Annotated in this window: 16 protein-coding genes; 12 read left to right on the top strand and 4 right to left on the bottom strand. The window is 60.8% G+C overall.

The window, feature by feature from the left end; translation table 11 throughout:
- Positions 1-6 precede the first annotated feature (6 nt).
- Both BFP92_RS14555 and BFP92_RS14550 read right to left on the bottom strand, forming a co-directional pair.
- Entirely contained in the window at positions 7-921 is a 915-nt protein-coding gene (locus tag BFP92_RS14555; protein WP_065930024.1) for a site-specific integrase, read from the bottom strand.
- A 120-nt stretch (positions 922-1,041) separates the two neighbouring features.
- The gene (locus tag BFP92_RS14550; protein WP_065930023.1) at positions 1,042-1,860 is read right to left on the bottom strand and encodes a M949_RS01915 family surface polysaccharide biosynthesis protein; all 819 of its coding nucleotides are present in this window, start codon (positions 1,858-1,860) and stop codon (positions 1,042-1,044) included.
- A 472-nt stretch (positions 1,861-2,332) separates the two neighbouring features.
- Here BFP92_RS14550 and arnC point away from each other — a divergent pair, with 472 nt between their 5' ends.
- The 12 genes from arnC (at position 2,333) to BFP92_RS14495 (ending at position 15,355) form a co-directional block, all read left to right on the top strand.
- Positions 2,333-3,367, top strand: coding sequence for an undecaprenyl-phosphate 4-deoxy-4-formamido-L-arabinose transferase (gene arnC, locus BFP92_RS14545; RefSeq protein ID WP_056860018.1), 1,035 nt, complete (start codon positions 2,333-2,335; stop codon positions 3,365-3,367).
- Complete coding sequence (arnA, locus tag BFP92_RS14540; RefSeq protein WP_065930022.1) at positions 3,364-5,355, top strand: bifunctional UDP-4-amino-4-deoxy-L-arabinose formyltransferase/UDP-glucuronic acid oxidase ArnA; 1,992 nt, start codon at positions 3,364-3,366, stop codon at positions 5,353-5,355. Before arnC ends, arnA begins: the two co-directional genes overlap by 4 nt.
- Positions 5,355-6,239, top strand: a complete 885-nt coding sequence (gene arnD / locus BFP92_RS14535) for a 4-deoxy-4-formamido-L-arabinose-phosphoundecaprenol deformylase (protein ID WP_065930021.1) — start codon at positions 5,355-5,357, stop codon at positions 6,237-6,239. Before arnA ends, arnD begins: the two co-directional genes overlap by 1 nt.
- Positions 6,236-7,891, top strand: coding sequence for a lipid IV(A) 4-amino-4-deoxy-L-arabinosyltransferase (arnT, locus tag BFP92_RS14530; RefSeq protein ID WP_065930020.1), 1,656 nt, complete (start codon positions 6,236-6,238; stop codon positions 7,889-7,891). The genes arnD and arnT overlap by 4 nt, the downstream gene beginning before the upstream one ends.
- A complete protein-coding gene (arnE, locus tag BFP92_RS14525) occupies positions 7,888-8,235 on the top strand; it encodes a 4-amino-4-deoxy-L-arabinose-phosphoundecaprenol flippase subunit ArnE (protein WP_056860014.1) in 348 nt (115 codons plus the stop codon). The genes arnT and arnE overlap by 4 nt, the downstream gene beginning before the upstream one ends.
- Positions 8,232-8,645, top strand: coding sequence for a 4-amino-4-deoxy-L-arabinose-phosphoundecaprenol flippase subunit ArnF (arnF, locus tag BFP92_RS14520; protein ID WP_065930019.1), 414 nt, complete (start codon positions 8,232-8,234; stop codon positions 8,643-8,645). Before arnE ends, arnF begins: the two co-directional genes overlap by 4 nt.
- Positions 8,642-10,021 (top strand): UDP-glucose dehydrogenase family protein, encoded by a 1,380-nt coding sequence (locus tag BFP92_RS14515; RefSeq protein WP_065930018.1) that lies wholly within the window; start codon positions 8,642-8,644, stop codon positions 10,019-10,021. The genes arnF and BFP92_RS14515 overlap by 4 nt, the downstream gene beginning before the upstream one ends.
- A 4-nt stretch (positions 10,022-10,025) precedes the next feature.
- Positions 10,026-11,648 carry an ArnT family glycosyltransferase gene (locus tag BFP92_RS14510; RefSeq protein WP_065930017.1) on the top strand — a complete coding sequence of 541 codons (1,623 nt, stop codon included), beginning with the start codon at positions 10,026-10,028 and terminating at the stop codon, positions 11,646-11,648.
- A gap of 279 nt (positions 11,649-11,927) precedes the next feature.
- On the top strand, positions 11,928-12,104 hold the full coding sequence (locus BFP92_RS31245) for a hypothetical protein (RefSeq protein WP_122527087.1): 177 nt from the start codon (positions 11,928-11,930) through the stop codon (positions 12,102-12,104).
- Between the two features lie 161 nt (positions 12,105-12,265).
- Complete coding sequence (locus BFP92_RS14505) at positions 12,266-12,979, top strand: HPP family protein (RefSeq protein WP_065930016.1); 714 nt, start codon at positions 12,266-12,268, stop codon at positions 12,977-12,979.
- A 117-nt stretch (positions 12,980-13,096) separates the two neighbouring features.
- Positions 13,097-14,200: an enoyl-CoA hydratase/isomerase family protein gene (locus tag BFP92_RS14500; protein WP_065930015.1), complete on the top strand. Its 1,104-nt coding sequence runs from the start codon at positions 13,097-13,099 to the stop codon at positions 14,198-14,200.
- Positions 14,201-14,203: 3 nt separating this feature from the next.
- Complete coding sequence (locus BFP92_RS14495; RefSeq protein WP_056860008.1) at positions 14,204-15,355, top strand: acyl-CoA dehydrogenase family protein; 1,152 nt, start codon at positions 14,204-14,206, stop codon at positions 15,353-15,355.
- Positions 15,356-15,494: 139 nt separating this feature from the next.
- On the opposite strand, the gene BFP92_RS14490 is transcribed toward BFP92_RS14495, so the two are convergent.
- A complete protein-coding gene (locus tag BFP92_RS14490; RefSeq protein ID WP_065930014.1) occupies positions 15,495-16,268 on the bottom strand; it encodes an enoyl-CoA hydratase in 774 nt (257 codons plus the stop codon).
- 10 nt (positions 16,269-16,278) lie between these two features.
- Positions 16,279-17,406 carry an acyl-CoA dehydrogenase gene (locus BFP92_RS14485; RefSeq protein WP_065930013.1) on the bottom strand — a complete coding sequence of 376 codons (1,128 nt, stop codon included), beginning with the start codon at positions 17,404-17,406 and terminating at the stop codon, positions 16,279-16,281.
- Between the last annotated feature and the right edge of the window lie 6 nt (positions 17,407-17,412).

Raw genomic sequence — 17,412 nt, 5'->3', positions numbered from 1 at the left:
TCAGAACTACAAATCAAACCGGTCCACCGCCCGACGCCGCTCGTTGTCATCGCGCACGTCATAACTGGCGGTGGTCTGGATATTGGTGTGATGCGCCAGTTTCTGCGCAATCGATAGATCGTGTTCTTCAATCACCCGCGTGATAAACGAGCGCCGAAAGTCATGGGGCATGATCTTCACGCCCACCTGCTCACCGCGTTGACGGGCGATGTAGTAAATCGCGTGCTTGGTGATGCGTTCACGGGTGATATGGCTGCCACGGCGGATACGGTTGAACAGGAAGCTATCGTCCTGCTCGCCTTCCTTGAGTTGCTCGCGACGAAACGCCAGCCAGGCCTGCAGCTTGTCAAACGCCCAGGCCGGGGCGTACTTGATCAGTTCTTTGTTGCCTTTACCAATCACCCGCAGGCTGCGTTCATCGAAGTTGATCTGCGCCAGGTCCAGGTTCACCGACTCGGACTTGCGCATGCCTGAACCATACAAAATGCCGATCACGGCGGCATCCCGCAGGCCTTGTGGGCGTGGGTCGGCGGCACAGACTTCCATCATTTCGCGAATCAGGCTGCGGCGCAGGTTACGCCCCTGGCTGAGGCGCGTGCCCGGAGTGGCCTTGACCGAGCGCATTTTCAACAGATGATCCTGGCTGATCAGGCTCATCCGCCAGGCCTCGTTCATCACCCCGCGTACCGCATTCACATACAGCGACGACGTGTTCGGCGCACAACCGTCCTCGCGCAAGGCGCCGACCAGGGCAATCACCTGTTCGGGTTGCAGCAGGTGCCAGTCGATCTCTTCCAGGTTGATGTCTTCATAGCCCAGGCGGTCGGCGGCATCTTGCAGCACGTAGCGCATGGTCAGTTGGCTGGAGGGCGCCAAGCGGGTGAGGTAAAGGGTCAGTGGGTTGCGGATAGACTCAGTCAAGGTAGATCAGCCTTTGGATTAAATACCTCGCTCAAGCCTTTGTTTAATCGAGGTATTTAGTGAATTGGCGAAGGCCGAGTCTAACCCGGGACCGGGCCTGGCACCAAATCGCGACACACATCACGGGGCCGATTCGTCGTCCTCGGTCGGGGGTTCACCCTGAGGCTGCGCCTGGGATTGGCTCCAGTCGGCGTCCTGTTTCTGCATCAGTGCAAACCAATGCTGACGCATGAACGCCAGGTAGCTGTCCGGCGCCTTGGCAAAGTCACTTTCATCGCCGTAACAGCCCGGCAGCGGCAACTCGGTGCCCTGCTCCTTGTACTGGCTGACCAGTGCCTGCTGCGCGGCAACGCTGCAGTCGGTAGGCAGCGGCATACCCCGCAGGGCACCGGCATCCTCGTCCCACCAGCTTGCGCCGACGCGATCGACACCGCGCAGGCGGTACTTCTGCGACTTGCCCACATGCATGATCAGCTTGAACTCGCGCGGGCTGACATCACTGGTGCAGGTGCGCGAATAGCCCACCGTGGCCTGGGTAATGCCATCGCCGGCAAGGTCAGTGACCTTGGTTGCCGTCATATCAAAACGCAGCCCTGCGTCGAATTCGCAATGCTGCACATCGTCATAAAGCATCCAGACCCGCTTGGGGCGGTCGCCGCCGAGCAAATACTGGGCCGCGTAGACAAACGCCGATTGGGTGCCGTCATCATCGCGTTCGCTGACCTGCTCGGCGAGTACCAGCAAGTTCTTGCCCTGGTGGTCATCCCAGGTATAGGCCGCGACCTGTTTGCCACGCACTTCCACGCCGTCCGGCACCTGCTCGACGCTGGTCAGCGCCACGCCATCGTCGGCTCGAACGGTGGTGACACAGGCCACCGCCATCAACACGCCCATCAATGCAGGCCGCAACTGGCCGCGCAAAATCCGCACACTATTCATCCGACTACCCTGGCAAGAGATGGCTTACTTTACCGGCACTTGAGGGCCAATGCAGAGAAGTTTGTTGAATTACCCTGCGCGTGAGCGCAACGGTGCAGAATCCGTTGCGGTTTTGCCCGCAGAACCAATCCCCAGGCGCCTCAGCGGTTTAGCTGAACCCTACCTGTCTACCTGTCAAATAAACGAGTTTTTCATCCGCCTTTCATATTCGTTCAACAATTTTCCGCTTAATCTTGGCCCCAGGACTTGAGAACGAACCGCGTCTTCCCCGACTAACCTGTTGATTACGCTTTACCTTTAGTAGTTTTCGTCTTTAATCTGCTAGCCCATGGAAGAAACCGTTGCCCGTCCTCAGGAAAGTCGAATGAATGCCGCATACCCACGCTACGTTGTTTAATCTTTCGGCGTTGTTTAACGATGGATTACTGCTGTTTTCACGCTCCAATTGTTCTAGCCCCGAGGTCATGAATCTTTGAAACCCTACCCTATTCATTGCGTGTCGATCGTTATCCCGGTCTACAACGAACAAGAGAGCCTGCCTGAATTGCTGCGTCGCACCACCGCAGCTTGCAAGCAACTGGCTTACGAATACGAAATCATCCTGGTGGATGACGGTAGTCGCGACAATTCCGCCCAATTGCTGGAAGACGCTGCCGCAGAAGACGGCAGCAACGTAGTGGCGGTGATCCTCAACCGCAACTATGGCCAGCACGCGGCGATCATGGCCGGCTTCGAGCAGTGCCGTGGCGAGGTGATCATCACCCTCGACGCCGACCTGCAGAACCCACCCGAAGAAATCCCGCGCCTGGTCGAGCAAGCCGCCCTGGGCTACGACGTCGTCGCCACCGTGCGTAACAACCGCCAGGATTCGGCCTTCCGCCGCTGGCCTTCGCGCCTGATCAACCTGGCCGTGCAACGCTCCACCGGCGTGGCCATGACCGACTACGGCTGCATGCTGCGCGCTTACCGTCGCACCATCGTCGACGCGATGCTGGCCTGCCGCGAGCGCAGCACCTTCATCCCGATCCTGGCCAACGGCTTTGCCCGCCACACCACCGAGATCCTGGTGCACCACGCCGAGCGTGAGCATGGCGAGTCCAAGTACAGCGCCATGCGCCTGATCAGCCTGATGTTCGACCTGCTCACCTGCATGACCACCACCCCGCTGCGCCTGCTGAGCATCGTTGGCTTCAGCCTCGCGGCACTGGGCATGCTGTTTGCCTTTGCGCTGGTGTTCCTGCGTTTGGTGTTCGGCGCCGAATGGGCCGGTTCAGGCATGTTCGTGCTGTTCGCGGTGCTGTTTGTGTTCACCGGCGGCCAATTCATCGGCATGGGCCTCTTGGGCGAATACCTGGGGCGCATGTACAGTGACGTGCGTGCCCGTCCACGGTTCTTTATTGAAAAGGTGCTGCGTAACCAACCCGCAGAACCGGCTCCGGTCGTCGTCGTCGACGGCCTGGCAACTTCCCACTCTCCTACTTCTCCTTCCGATCAGGTTTCGTCATGAATTCAAAAGCTGTTGTCTTCGCTTATCACGATATTGGCTGTGCAGGTATTGAAGCCCTGCTGACCGCCGGCTACGACATTGCTGCCGTGTTCACCCATGCCGACGACCCCAAGGAAAACAACTTCTACGGCTCCGTCGCCCAACTCTGCGCCCGTAACGGCATCCCGGTGCACGCACCGGAAGACGCCAACCACCCGCTGTGGATCGAGCGTATTGCCAAGCTGAACCCGGATTTCATCTTCTCGTTCTACTATCGCAACCTGCTGAGCGAAGCCCTGCTGGCCACCGCCAAAAAAGGCGCGTTCAACCTGCACGGTTCCTTGCTGCCTAAGTACCGTGGCCGCGCTCCGGCCAACTGGGTGCTGGTCAACGGTGAAACCGAAACCGGCGTGACCCTGCACCGCATGGTCAAGCGTGCCGACGCCGGCGCGATCCTGGCCCAGCAAAAAGTCATCATCGACCGCACCGACACCGGCCTGACCCTGCACGCCAAACTGCGTGAGGCGGCCACCAACCTGCTGCGCGATGCACTGCCACAGCTGGCCCAAGGCAAATTGGCCGAAACCGCCCAAAACGAAAGCCAGGCCACCTACTTCGGCCGCCGCACCGCGGCTGATGGCAAGCTGGACTGGAAAAAGCCGGCTGAAGAACTGTTCAACCTGGTTCGCGCGGTGACCCAACCGTACCCAGGCGCATTCTGCGCTGTCGGCGAGCACAAACTCATCGTTTGGCAGGCTGAAGTAGTCAAGGGCAACGAAGGCCTGGCCCCAGGCCGTGTGATCAGCGTCAACCCGCTGCGCATCGCCTGCGGTGAAGATTCCCTGGTGGTCAAGTTCGGCCAGCGCAACGAAAACGGCCTTTACCTGGCCGGTCCTTCCCTGGCTGACGAACTGGGCCTGGTCGACGGTTCCGTACTGCGCGGCGCCGAGTCCGGCCGCAAGCCACGTCGCACCCGTGTACTGATCCTGGGTGTTAACGGCTTTATCGGTAACCACCTGTCCGAGCGCCTGCTGCGTGACGACCGTTACGAAATCTACGGCCTGGACATCGGCTCCGACGCCATCGAGCGCCTGCGCAGCCACCCGAACTTCCACTACGTGGAAGGCGACATCAGCATCCACTCCGAGTGGATCGAGTACCACATCAAGAAATGCGACGTGGTCCTGCCGCTGGTGGCCATCGCCACGCCGATCGAATACACCCGTAACCCGCTGCGCGTGTTCGAACTCGACTTCGAAGAAAACCTGAAACTGGTTCGCTACTGCGTCAAGTACAACAAGCGCGTGATTTTCCCGTCGACCTCCGAAGTCTATGGCATGTGCCAGGACCAGTACTTCGACGAAGACACCTCCAACCTGGTGGTCGGCCCGGTCAACAAGCAGCGCTGGATCTACTCGGTTTCCAAGCAACTGCTGGACCGCGTGATCTGGGCTTACGGCGACAAAGGCCTGAACTTCACCCTGTTCCGTCCGTTCAACTGGATGGGCCCACGCCTCGACCGTCTGGACTCGGCACGTATCGGCAGCTCCCGTGCCATCACCCAGTTGATCCTCAACCTGGTGGAAGGTACGCCAATCCGCCTGTTCGACGGTGGTGAGCAGAAGCGTTGCTTCACCGACATCGCCGACGGCATCGAAGCCCTGGCCCGCATCATTGATAACGACAACGATGTCTGCAACGGCCAGATCATCAACATCGGCAACCCGGAAAACGAAGCCAGCATCCGTCAGTTGGGCGAAGAACTGCTGCGTCAGTTCGAAGCTCACCCGCTGCGCAGCAACTTCCCTCCGTTCGCCGGTTTCCGTGACGTAGAAAGCAAGGCGTTCTACGGCACCGGTTACCAGGACGTGGCACACCGCAAGCCAAGCATCGAAAACGCCAAGCGCCTGCTGAACTGGGAGCCGACCGTTGAGATGAGCGAAACCATCGGCAACACGTTGGACTTCTTCTTGAAAGAAGCCATGCTCGAAATCGCGGACAAGAAGTAATGCAGGCAGGCTTGCGAATCGACGTCGACACCTACCGTGGCACCCGTGAAGGTGTGCCGCGGTTGCTTGAATCCCTGGATGAAGCCGGGGTTAAAGCGACGTTCTTCTTCAGTGTCGGGCCGGACAATATGGGGCGCCACTTGTGGCGCCTGATCCGCCCGCAGTTTCTGTGGAAGATGCTGCGTTCCAATGCCGTCGGTTTGTATGGCCTGGATATTCTCCTGGCCGGCACCGCCTGGCCAGGCAAGCCGATCGGCCGTGACCTGGGGCACTTGATGCGCCAGGCCAAGGCTGCCGGCCATGAAGTCGGCCTGCACGCATGGGACCATCACGGTTGGCAAGCCAATACCGGGCGCTGGAGCGACGCACAGCTGGTCGAGCAGATCCGTCGAGGTGTGGACACCCTGAGCGACATCCTGGGTGAGCGCATCGACTGTTCAGCCGCCGCCGGCTGGCGTGCCGATGAGCGCGTGGTGCAAGCCAAACAAGCTTTCAACTTTCGCTATAACAGCGATTGCCGGGGCACCAGCCTGTTTCGTCCGACCCTGGACGATGGCAGCGCGGGCACCCCACAAATTCCGGTAGACCTGCCGACCTTCGACGAAGTCGTCGGGCCGGTAGTGGCTGCCAAAGATTTCAACGGCTTCATTCTTGACCGGTTCGCCGAGTCGAAGCTCAACGTTTATACGATCCACGCAGAAGTAGAAGGGATTCTGATGGCTGAAGATTTTCGCCAACTGCTCGCCCAGGCCGGGCAGCGCGGCATCGACTTCAAACCCTTGGGCGACTTGTTGCCCGCGGATGTCTCCACCCTGCCCCAGCAACAGCTGGTGCGCGGCGCGCTCAGCGGCCGTGAGGGTTGGCTCGGAGTGCAAAAGGCATGATCCGGCGCTGGGCATTGCCCCTGCTCCTGTTGGCGTTTGGCGTGTTTTACCTGTTGCCCCTGGCCAGTCATGGCCTGTGGATCCCGGATGAAACCCGCTATGCGCAGATCAGCCAGGAAATGCTGCTGACCGGCAAGTGGGCCTCGCCACACTTCATGGGCATCCGCTACTTCGAGAAACCCGCTGCGGGCTACTGGATGATCGCGCTGGGCCAGGCGATCTTCGGGCAGAACCTGTTCGGCGTGCGCTTTGCGTCGGCCTTGAGCACCGGGCTGAGCATCCTGCTGGTCTATCTGGTCTCGCGCCGGTTGTGGAACGACCCGCAAAAAAGCCTGGTCAGCAGCGTGCTGTACATGAGCTTTGTCAGCGTGGCCTTGCTCGGCGGTTACGCCAACCTGGACCCGCAATTCACTTTCTGGGTCAACCTGACGGGCGTGGCCTTGTGGTTTTGTTTCGACAGCACCACACGCAACGGCCGCTTGGGGGCCTGGGCCTTGCTGGGTTTTGCCTGCGGCATGGGCTTTATGACCAAAGGCTTCCTGGCCTGGCTGCTGCCGGTGTTGATCGCCCTGCCCTACGCGATCTGGCAGAAACGCTTTCGTGAGTTGCTGGGCTATGGCGTGGTGGCCGTGGTCGTCGCCATTGTCGTCAGTCTGCCCTGGGCACTCGCCGTGCACCTGCAAGAGCCGGACTACTGGAACTTCTTCTTCTGGCACGAGCATATCCAGCGCTTTGCCGGCGATGACGCCCAGCATGCCGAGCCGTTCTGGTTCTACCTGCCGCTGATGGTCGCGTTCTCGTTGCCATGGATCGCCCTGCTGCCGTCCACGGTCAAACAGGCCTGGCTGGAAAAGCGCCTGCCCAAGACTGCGTTCCTGCTGCTGTGGCTGTTGATGCCCCTGGCGTTCTTCAGCCTGGCCAAAGGCAAGCTGCCGTCCTACATCATGCCGTGCCTGCTGCCATTGGCCTTGCTGATGGGCTCCACTCTCAGCGACAAGCTGACCAAGGGCCATGGCCGCGCCTTGCGCATCAACGGCTGGTTGAACCTGGCTATTGGGATCGTGGCGCTGCTGGCGATCAGTTGGTTCCAATTAAAGAAGCCGGTCTACGAGCCGGGCCAGGAAACCTTCAGCCTGGTGCTGGTGTTTACCTTCCTGTTCGGCTGGATCCTGTTCAACCTGCTGCAAGCGGCGCGCCCATTGAAACTGTGGGCTGCGCCGGTCATCGGCAGCTGGTTGCTGGTGGCCCTGGTGCCGGCCGCCCTGCCCCATTCGGTGGTTTATAACAAAACCCCGGACCAATTCATCATCGACCACTTGCCCGAACTGCAACCGACTACCGCCCTGCTCAGCAATGACCTTGGCGCTGCATCGGCGTTGTCATGGCGCCTGGGTCGCCCGGACGTTGCGCTGTACAACACGATCGGCGAGGTGAAATACGGCATTGCCTATCCGGACACCGCCTATCGCAAGGTCGGCACCGCCGACGTCCAGCAATGGATGAGCGAAGCGCGTAAAAAAGGCTCGGTTGGCGTGGTCATGCGGGTCAAGGGCGACGATGAAGTAGCCGAAGTGAACCTGCTGCCCCAAGACGGCAAGCGCTACGAGCAAGGCAATATCGTCATCCTGATTTTCCCACAGGCTGCGCAATGATCACTTTGCTTCTCCTGTTGGGCGCCTGTCTGCTCACCTGCATGGGCCAGGTTTCGCAAAAGTTTGCGGTGGAAAGCTGGCGTGACCAGCCCGACGGTTGGGCACCCAAATTGCGCTCGCCGTGGCTGTGGTCGGCGCTGGTGTGCCTGGGCCTTGGCCTGCTGGTATGGCTGCTGGTGTTGCAGCGCCTGGAAGTGGGCATCGCCTACCCCATGCTCAGCCTCAATTTTGTGCTGGTCACGCTGATGGCGCGGTTTGTATTCCATGAACACATCGATGGCCGTCACTGGCTGGGTGTCGCCCTGGTGATCGGTGGCGTAGTGCTGCTGGGGCGTCACGTATGAGCCGCGCGCAAGGGTTTGCCCTGGCTTTGGGCAGTGTCGGCCTGGTCAGCGCGGCCCAGTTGGGCATGCGCTGGAGCATGACGCGCCTGCCATTGCCGACCGAATGGTTGAATGCGTTCAACAGCAACGCCATTGATCCGGGCGCCCTGGGCGTGGTGATCCTGGCGATTATCGCCTATGCGCTGTCGATGCTGTGCTGGCTTGGCGCGCTCAAACACCTGCCCCTGGGCCGCGCCTATTCGCTGCTAAGCATCAGCTACGCGCTGGTGTACCTGCTGGCCGCCAGCCTGCCGGTGTTCAACGAACATTTTTCGCTTTCAAAAACCCTGGGAGTGGCCTTGGTCATTCTCGGTGTTCTGGTTATTAACTCTCGTCGTGCTAGCGTTGCAAGCCCCAGGAATGCCCCATGAAAATCAGTGTATTTGGTAGCGGTTACGTCGGTCTGGTACAGGCCACCGTATTGGCCGAAGTCGGTCACGATGTGATCTGCATGGACGTGGACAAAAGCAAAGTCGAGTCGCTGCAAAAAGGCCACGTGACCATCTTCGAGCCGGGCCTGGCGGCCATGGTCAAGGAAAATCTGGAAAGCGGGCGCCTGCACTTTACCTTTGACGAAAAACTCGCTGTAGAACACGGTGAAGTCCTGTTTATTGCCGTGGGCACACCATCGGACGAAGACGGTTCGGCCGACCTCAAATACGTGCTGTCTGTGGGCGATGCCGTGTCCCGCCATCGCGTGGAGCCGGTGATCCTGGTGGAAAAATCCACCGTGCCGGTCGGCACTGGCGACACCCTGCGCGCCCATATCGAAAAAAACCTGCACATTGCCGGTCGCCACCTGGCGTTCGATATCGTCTCCAACCCGGAATTTCTCAAGGAAGGTTCGGCCGTTGCCGACTGCCGCCGCCCGGACCGCATCATCATCGGCTGCGAGCGCGAAGAGGTGCGTGAAGTCATGCGCGACCTCTACGCGCCGTTCAACCGTAACCATGACCGCATCATCTTCATGGACCTGCGCAGCGCCGAACTGACCAAGTACGCCGCCAACTGCATGCTGGCCACCAAGATCAGCTTCATCAACCAGATCGCCGAGCTGGCCGAACACCTGGGCGCCGACATCGAAGCCGTGCGTTTGGGCATCGGCGCCGATTCACGCATCGGCTACCACTTCATCTACCCAGGCTGCGGCTACGGCGGTTCGTGTTTCCCTAAAGACATGCGCGCCCTGATCCACAGCGCCAGGGAAGCCAACTGCTCCAGCGACCTGCTCGAAGCCGTTGAAGCGATCAACCAGCGCCAGAAGAGCAAGCTGTTCGAACGCATCAACGCTTACTTCAAGGGCGAGCTGCAAGGCAAAACCTTCGCCTTGTGGGGCCTGGCTTTCAAGCCCAACACCGATGACATGCGCGATGCCCCAAGCCGCGTGCTGATGGAAGCCCTCTGGGCGGCCGGCGCCAATGTCCGTGCGTTCGACCCCGAAGCCATGCAGGAAACCCAGCGCATCTACGGTGACGAGTCGCGCCTGACCCTGCTGGGCACGCCGGAGTCGGCCTTGAGCGGCGCCGATGCGTTGATCGTCTGCACCGAATGGCAGCAATTCAAGGCGCCGGACTTCGAACTGATTCACGCCCGCCTGAAAAACCCGGTGATCTTCGACGGTCGCAACCTGTACGACGGCGAGCGCCTGGCGCGCAAAGGCTTCAAGTATTTCCCGATGGGCCGTGGCGACTCCTGCGAGCTGCCGATTCCCCAGCAAAACTGGGTCGCGCCAGCCAAGGAAGCCTAAAGACGTGAACAAAGCTCAACCGCCGCTGCTTACAGCAACGCTGCGCAACCAGTCGCTGGGGCTTGGGCTCCTGGCGCTGGTGCTGTTTATTGTCGGCAACTGGCACCAGGCAATCATCGGCTTTGACTCGCGCTTTGTGGTGTTTGCCCAGGAAATGCTGCGCCATGGGCCGAGTTTTTTCCCCACCACCTATGGCCAGCCTTACGCTGACTACCTGGCGACCTCGACCCTGCTGACCTGGCTGTTGTCCTTGCCGTTCGGCGAGGTCAGCAGCCTGACGGCGTGGCTGCCCACGTCCATCGCCTCGGCGCTGATCGTGGTGCTGGTGTATCGCCTCACGGCGCCCTACTCCACGCGTTGGGGCCTGCTCAGCATCGCGATGTTGCTGCTCAGCAGCACCTTTATCAGTGAAACCCGCGCGGTGTCGCTGGACCAGATGCTCGCGGCCATTGCCTTGACGGTGTTCTACCTGGGCTATGCCCATGACCACTTCGGGGCGGCCAAACGCTTGCATTGGCTGTTCTTGCTGCTGATCCTGGGCTTTGCGGTGCGTGGGCCAATCGGCCTGGTGATCCCCACCGGCGTGCTGTGCAGCTACTACCTGATCAACCGCCAATGGCGCCAACTGTTCACCTTCGGCTTTATCGCCCTTGCCGTGCTGGCGGCGTGTGTCGGCCTGTTGCTGCTGTTGGCCAAGCTCAGTGGTGGCGAGGACTTCATGCAGGACGTGATCCGCATGCAGTTCCTGGGTCGCATGGACGGCACCGAAGGTTCCAGCGGCGTTTTGTATTACTTCACCAGTTCCATGGGCAACTACGCGCTGGCCTATCCACTGGCGTTGCTGGTGCTGCTGGCAGTCGCCATCGGCGGTCGCCGGGCACCCGACCCGGCACTGAAACTGGTGCTGTATTGCGCCGCGGCGGGTTTGCTGGTGATGCTCGGCCTGTCGGTCCCTCAGGCCAAAAAGGCACGTTACATCCTGCCGATGCTGCCCATGGCGGCGATTATTGCGGCCTATCCGTTCCAGGTCAGCCAAGGGCGGTTGTTCGCCTGGCTGCGCGGCTTGATGCTGGGCATCTGGACGCTGCTGCCGGCGCTGCTGGTGATCGGGCTGGTGGTGGCGCGCAAGCGTTACCCGGCGCAGTTGGACAACCTCGGGCTGATCTTCGGAGCACTGGGTGTGCTTCAAGTCGTGGCCTTGCTGTCACTGCTCAAGGTGCGTCTACGCCCGCTGGGGCCTGCACTCGCGGCGGTGCTGGCGCTGTGGTCGACCTACATTGTGGTGGTCGAACCGCTGGAACGCACACTCTACGACACCCGTACCTTCAGCCTCGGCGTCAAAGAACAGATCATGCAGCAACCGGCGCCGGTGGTTCTGCACGGATTAGGCAAAGATGCAAAAGCCATCAAGTTCATGGTCAACTTCAACTGCGATAAGGTGCCGCTGTTTACCCAGTCGGCCGCCGACCTGGCGCCGCTGCAAGGCCCGGCGTGGCTGGTGATGAGTGCTCAGGACTTCGAAAAACTGCAGGATCCGCGCTTGCGTTCGATCACGCCGACGCTCACCGGGGAATTCGACAAAGACCCGTATGTGTTGCTCCACCTGGAGAAAGTCAGCGCGCCGTAATCACGCTGACAGCGGTCTGACGGAAACGGCGCCCACTCCTTCGAGAGTGGGCGTTTTTCGTTATAACCGCCCGGAAAGCGCCTACACAGCTATGCGTAAACGCTGGCGCACTTTGCCTTCCGATGCCCGGAACCCAAATGTAGACTCCTTTTTCATGTGCGTTAACTATCTACTACCGGGCGCAGTCAGCCTTCCACGCACACCGACCTGCTTGATCAAAAGGGCAATGCCGTGCCAGAAGACCTGTTGCTTATCCCTGCGCCGAGGCTGGATCGATTGATGGCGTTGCGCGACGCCTTGGTGGCATTGAAGGGGCCGCTGGCCGACGACCCTGCACTGCAGGAGAACCTGCAAAGACAGCTGTTCAATGAGGAGACGGACAGTCGTGTACTCGGGCGCATCTGCACGCCACTGCCGCAACCGACGCATCGCATCATCTATAACGAGGGCAACTAACTGCATAATTTTTGCATTTAACCTTCATTAATATGCATTGGCGCCAGGGCAGCAAGCTCGGCACACTGCACAGGTTCCCCCAACTGTTGGAACGTTCAAAGGGCTTATCCGGGCAACCAGGCGAGCCTTTTTTTTCGCCTGCTGCTTTATGGATCGTGTCGATGCTCGCTCGCTGGTTACCCGCTGCAATCAATACCCGCCCCGCCGAATGGAGCCGCGCCGCGATTGGCATGGCCGTGGGCACGCTATTGAGCGTCTGGGTGTGTGCCCAGGTATTCGGTATGGAAGTCGCCTTGCACCTGCTCGGACCGCTCGGTGCATCGGCGGTTTTGCTGTTTGCCGTGTCGTCCGGTGCGCTGGCTCAGCCCTGGTCGATTATCGGCAGCTACTTGTGCGCCGCCGTTGTGGCCTTGCTGGTGGCACGGGTACTTGGCCGCACATTGGGCAGCGCTTGCCTGGCGGCGGGCATGAGCGTGGTCTTGATTTGCTGGCTGCGCTGCCTGCACCCGCCCGCCGGTGGCCTGGCGATGACGCTGGTACTCGCAGATCCGGCCTCGATTGCTCTGGGTTGGCAGGAAGTAGGCCCAGTGATGCTCGGTGCGGGCGCGCTGCTGGCCTGTGCACTGGCCTATAACAACCTGACACGTACGCGTTACCCCAAAGGTGCAGTCGAGCCGCCTGCCATCGTCTTGGGCAACGCCACGCCGCTGACCGACGCGGCCATCACGGCAGCCGATCTTAAGCTGGCCCTGGCTGACATGGAGCAGTTCTTTGATGTGGAGCCCACCGAGCTGGAACAACTGATCCACGCGGCGGAAGGCCATGCCCGGCGCCGTAGCATCGGCGAAGTGCTCGGCAGCCGCAGCGCTGCATAAATGCAAAAACGACCTGCATGATTCCGGGTTGTACTGGGCAAATTTGCACTGGTACGATCGCGAGATGGTTCGTACGCGAACATCTTGATAAAGAACAATAAAAGCAGGGAGTTAGTGATGACTGCTCAGGTTTCATCCGAAGCAAGCCAGGCCGTAATTCTTCAAGACGAGGTACTGGCTGAAGTCCGCAACCATATCGGCCACCTCACCCTTAACCGCCCCGCCGGTTTGAATGCCATCACCCTGGACATGGTCCGCAGTCTGACCACGCAGTTGCAGACCTGGGCGGATGACCCGCAGGTGTATGCCGTGGTGCTGCGCGGTGCCGGTGAAAAGGCGTTCTGCGCCGGTGGCGATATTCGCTCCCTCTACGACAGCTTCAAGCAGGGCGACAGCCTGCATCAGGACTTCTTCGTCGAGGAATACGCCCTCGACCTGGCGATTCACCATTACCGCAAACCCGTGCTGGCGCTGATGGACGGGTTTGTCCTCGGCGGCGGCATGGGCCTGGTGCAAGGCGCCGACTTGCGTGTGGTGACCGAGCGCAGCCGCCTGGCGATGCCGGAAGTGGCCATCGGTTATTTCCCGGACGTGGGCGGCAGCTATTTCCTCTCGCGCATCCCTGGCGAGCTGGGGGTTTACCTTGGCGTCACCGGCGTGCAGATTCGCGCCGCCGATGCGCTGTATTGCGGGCTGGCCGACTGGTGTATCGACAGCGCCAAACTCGCCGAACTCGACCAGAAGCTCGACCGCCTGCAATGGCAGGATTCGCCGCTCAAGGACCTGCAGGGCGTACTGGCCAAGCTTGCGGTTCAACAATTGCCCGACGCCCCACTGGCCGCGCTGCGCCCGGCGATCGACCACTTCTTCGCGTTGCCGGATGTGCCGAGCATGGTCGAGCAACTGCAGCAAGTCACTGTCGCCGACAGCCACGAATGGGCGCTCACCACTGCCAGCCTGATGCAGACCCGCTCGCCGCTGGCGATGGCCGTGACCCTGCAGATGCTGCGCCGTGGCCGCCGCTTATCGCTGGAGCAATGCTTCGCGTTGGAGTTGCACCTGGATCGCCAGTGGTTTGAACGCGGCGACCTGATCGAAGGGGTTCGCGCGTTGATTATCGACAAGGACAAAACCCCGCACTGGAACCCCGCGACGGTCCATGAACTGGACGCCAGCCATGTCGAGAGCTTCTTCAGAAACTTCACGCAGAGCGAGAAATAAGCCATGCAAGATATTGAATACACTGAAGAACAAGTGATGATTCGCGACATGGCCCGCGACTTTGCCCGTGGCGAAATCGCCCCGCATGCGCAAGCCTGGGAAAAAGCCGGCTGGATCGATGACGCCCTGGTCGCGAAGATGGGCGAACTCGGCCTGCTGGGCATGGTGGTGCCTGAAGAATGGGGCGGCACCTATGTTGACTACGTGGCGTATGCCCTGGCCGTCGAGGAGATTTCCGCCGGTGATGGCGCCACCGGCGCACTCATGAGTATCCATAATTCAGTCGGTTGCGGGCCAATCCTCAACTACGGCACCGATGCGCAAAAACACACCTGGCTGGCCGAACTGGCCAGCGGCCAGGCCATTGGCTGTTTCTGCCTCACCGAGCCCCAGGCCGGTTCCGAAGCCCATAACCTGCGCACCCGCGCCGAATTGCGCGATGGCCAGTGGGTAATCACTGGCGCCAAGCAGTTTGTCAGCAACGGCAAGCGCGCCAAGTTGGCCATTGTGTTTGCGGTGACGGACCCGGAGCTGGGCAAGAAAGGTATCTCGGCCTTCCTGGTGCCCACCGACACGCCGGGCTTTGTGGTCGATCGTACCGAACACAAGATGGGCATTCGCGCTTCGGACACCTGCGCCGTCACGCTCAACCAATGCACAGTACCCGAAGCCAACCTGTTGGGTGAACGCGGCAAGGGCTTGGCCATCGCCCTGTCCAACCTTGAAGGCGGGCGTATCGGCATCGCCGCGCAAGCGTTGGGCATCGCCCGTGCGGCGTTTGAGGCGGCGCTGGCGTACGCGCGTGATCGGGTGCAATTCAACAAGGCGATTATCGAGCACCAAAGCATTGCCAACCTGCTGGCCGACATGCAGACCCAACTCAATGCCGCCCGCCTGCTGATCCTGCACGCCGCACGCCTGCGCAGCGCCGGCAAGCCGTGCCTGTCGGAAGCCTCCCAGGCCAAGCTGTTCGCCTCGGAGATGGCCGAAAAGGTCTGCTCCTCGGCGATGCAGATTCATGGCGGGTATGGGTACCTTGAGGATTACCCGGTGGAGCGTTACTACCGGGATGCGCGGATTACGCAGATTTACGAAGGCACCAGCGAGATTCAGCGGATGGTGATTGCCAGGGAGCTGAAGAACTACCAGCTCTGACTGCCAGTTGCTCGTTCCCACGCTCTGCGTGGGAATGCATCCGGTGACGCTCCGCGTCACGCCTCAAGAGCTGACGCAGAGCGTCAAGGGCGGCATTCCCACGCAGAGCGTGGGAACGAACATCTTCAGGGTTTTCGGGTTACTGGTCCTTGAACTCAGGCGCGCGCTTGGCCACAAACGCCGCCATGCCTTCCTTCTGGTCCTGGGTGGCAAACGCGGCATGGAACACCCGCCGCTCAAAGCGCACGCCTTCAGACAAGCTCACCTCAAACGCACGGTTCACGCTTTCCTTGACCATCATGCTGATCGGCACGGACTTGCCGGCAATCAAGGCCGCGGTTTTCAGCGCCTCTTCAAGCAGATCATCGGCCGGCACGATACGCGCCACAATCCCGCAACGCTCCGCTTCGACGGCGTCGATAAAGCGCCCGGTCAGGCACATTTCCATGGCCTTGGCCTTGCCCACGGCGCGGGTCAGGCGCTGGGTGCCGCCCATGCCCGGGAGTACGCCGAGGTTGATTTCCGGCTGGCCGAATTTGGCGCCGTCACCGGCCAGGATAAAGTCGCACATCAAGGCCAGTTCACAACCGCCGCCCAGGGCGAAGCCGTTGACGGCAGCAATGATCGGCTTGCGGCGGTTGGCCACGCGGTCGCTGTCACTGAACAGGTCATCAAGGTAGATCTGCGGGTAGGTCAGCTCGGCCATCTCTTTGATGTCGGCGCCGGCGGCGAAGGCTTTTTTCGAGCCGGTCAGCACGATGCAGCCGATCTGCGGGTCGGCTTCCAGGCCGTCCAGCGCCTGGTTCAACTCGCTGACCAGCTGCGCGTTCAAGGCGTTCAGGGCTTGCGGGCGATTAAGGGTAATCAGCCCGACGCGGCCCTGGACTTCAAGCAAAAGGGTTTCGTAACTCATTATCGGCTCCTTAAAGGTTGCGTGAGATGACCATGCGTTGAATATCGCTGGTGCCTTCGTAAATCTGGCAGACCCGCACATCGCGGTAGATCCGCTCCAGTGGGAAGTCGCTCAGGTAACCGTAACCGCCCAGGGTTTGCAAGGCGGCCGAGCAGACTTTCTCGGCCATTTCCGAAGCAAACAGCTTGGCCATCGACGCTTCGACCAAGGCCGGCTTGCCGCTGTCACGCAGAGCCGCGGCGTAATGCACCATTTGCCGGGCCACCGCGATTTGGGTCGCCATGTCGGCCAACCGGAAGGCCACGGCCTGGTGTTCGATCAACGCCTTGCCAAAACTTTCGCGCTCGCGGGCATAGTCACGGGCGGCTTCGAAGGCGGCGCGGGCCATGCCCACCGATTGTGAGGCGATACCGACGCGGCCGCCTTCGAGGTTGGCCAGGGCGATCCTGTAGCCTTCGCCCTCCTCGCCCAAACGGTTGGCGAGCGGCACTTTTACGTCTTCGAAGAGGATCTGGCAGGTGTCGGACGCATGTTGGCCGAGTTTGTCTTCCACTCGCGCCACCGTGTAGCCCGGCGAGTCGGTGGGCACGATGAACGCGCTGATCCCGCGCTTGCCTGCGGCCGGGTCGGTGACCGCAAACACAATCACGATCCCGGCGTTCTGCCCGGAGGTGATGAACTGTTTGCAGCCATTGAGCACGTAATGGTCGCCCTCAAGACGGGCGCGGGTTTTCAGGCTGCTGGCATCAGAGCCGGCCTGGGGCTCGGTCAACGCGAAGGCACCGAGCATGGCGCCGCTGGCCAGCGGCGTGAGGAACTGGTGTTTCTGCTGTTCGTTGCCGAATTTAAGGATCGGCACGCACCCCACCGAGTTGTGCACGCTCATGATGGTCGAGCACGCGCCATCGCCGGCAGCGATTTCTTCCAGGGCCATGGCGTAGGCCAGGTAGCCGGTGTCGCAACCGCCCCACTGTTCCGGCACCAGCATGCCGAAAAAGCCCAGCTCGGCCATTTCGCCGATGGCTTCCTTGGGGAATCGGTGCTCGCGGTCCCACTCGGCGGCGAAGGGTTTCAGGCGTTCCTGGGCAAATTGCCGGGCCGCATCGCTGATTTGCAGTTGTTCGTCATTGGGCAGCATGTTGAG

The organism is Pseudomonas sp. 58 R 3 (assembly GCF_900006605.1).
Taxonomy (GTDB): Bacteria; Pseudomonadota; Gammaproteobacteria; order Pseudomonadales; family Pseudomonadaceae; genus Aquipseudomonas; species Aquipseudomonas salomonii.
This window is presented reverse-complemented; position numbering and strand designations above follow the sequence as displayed.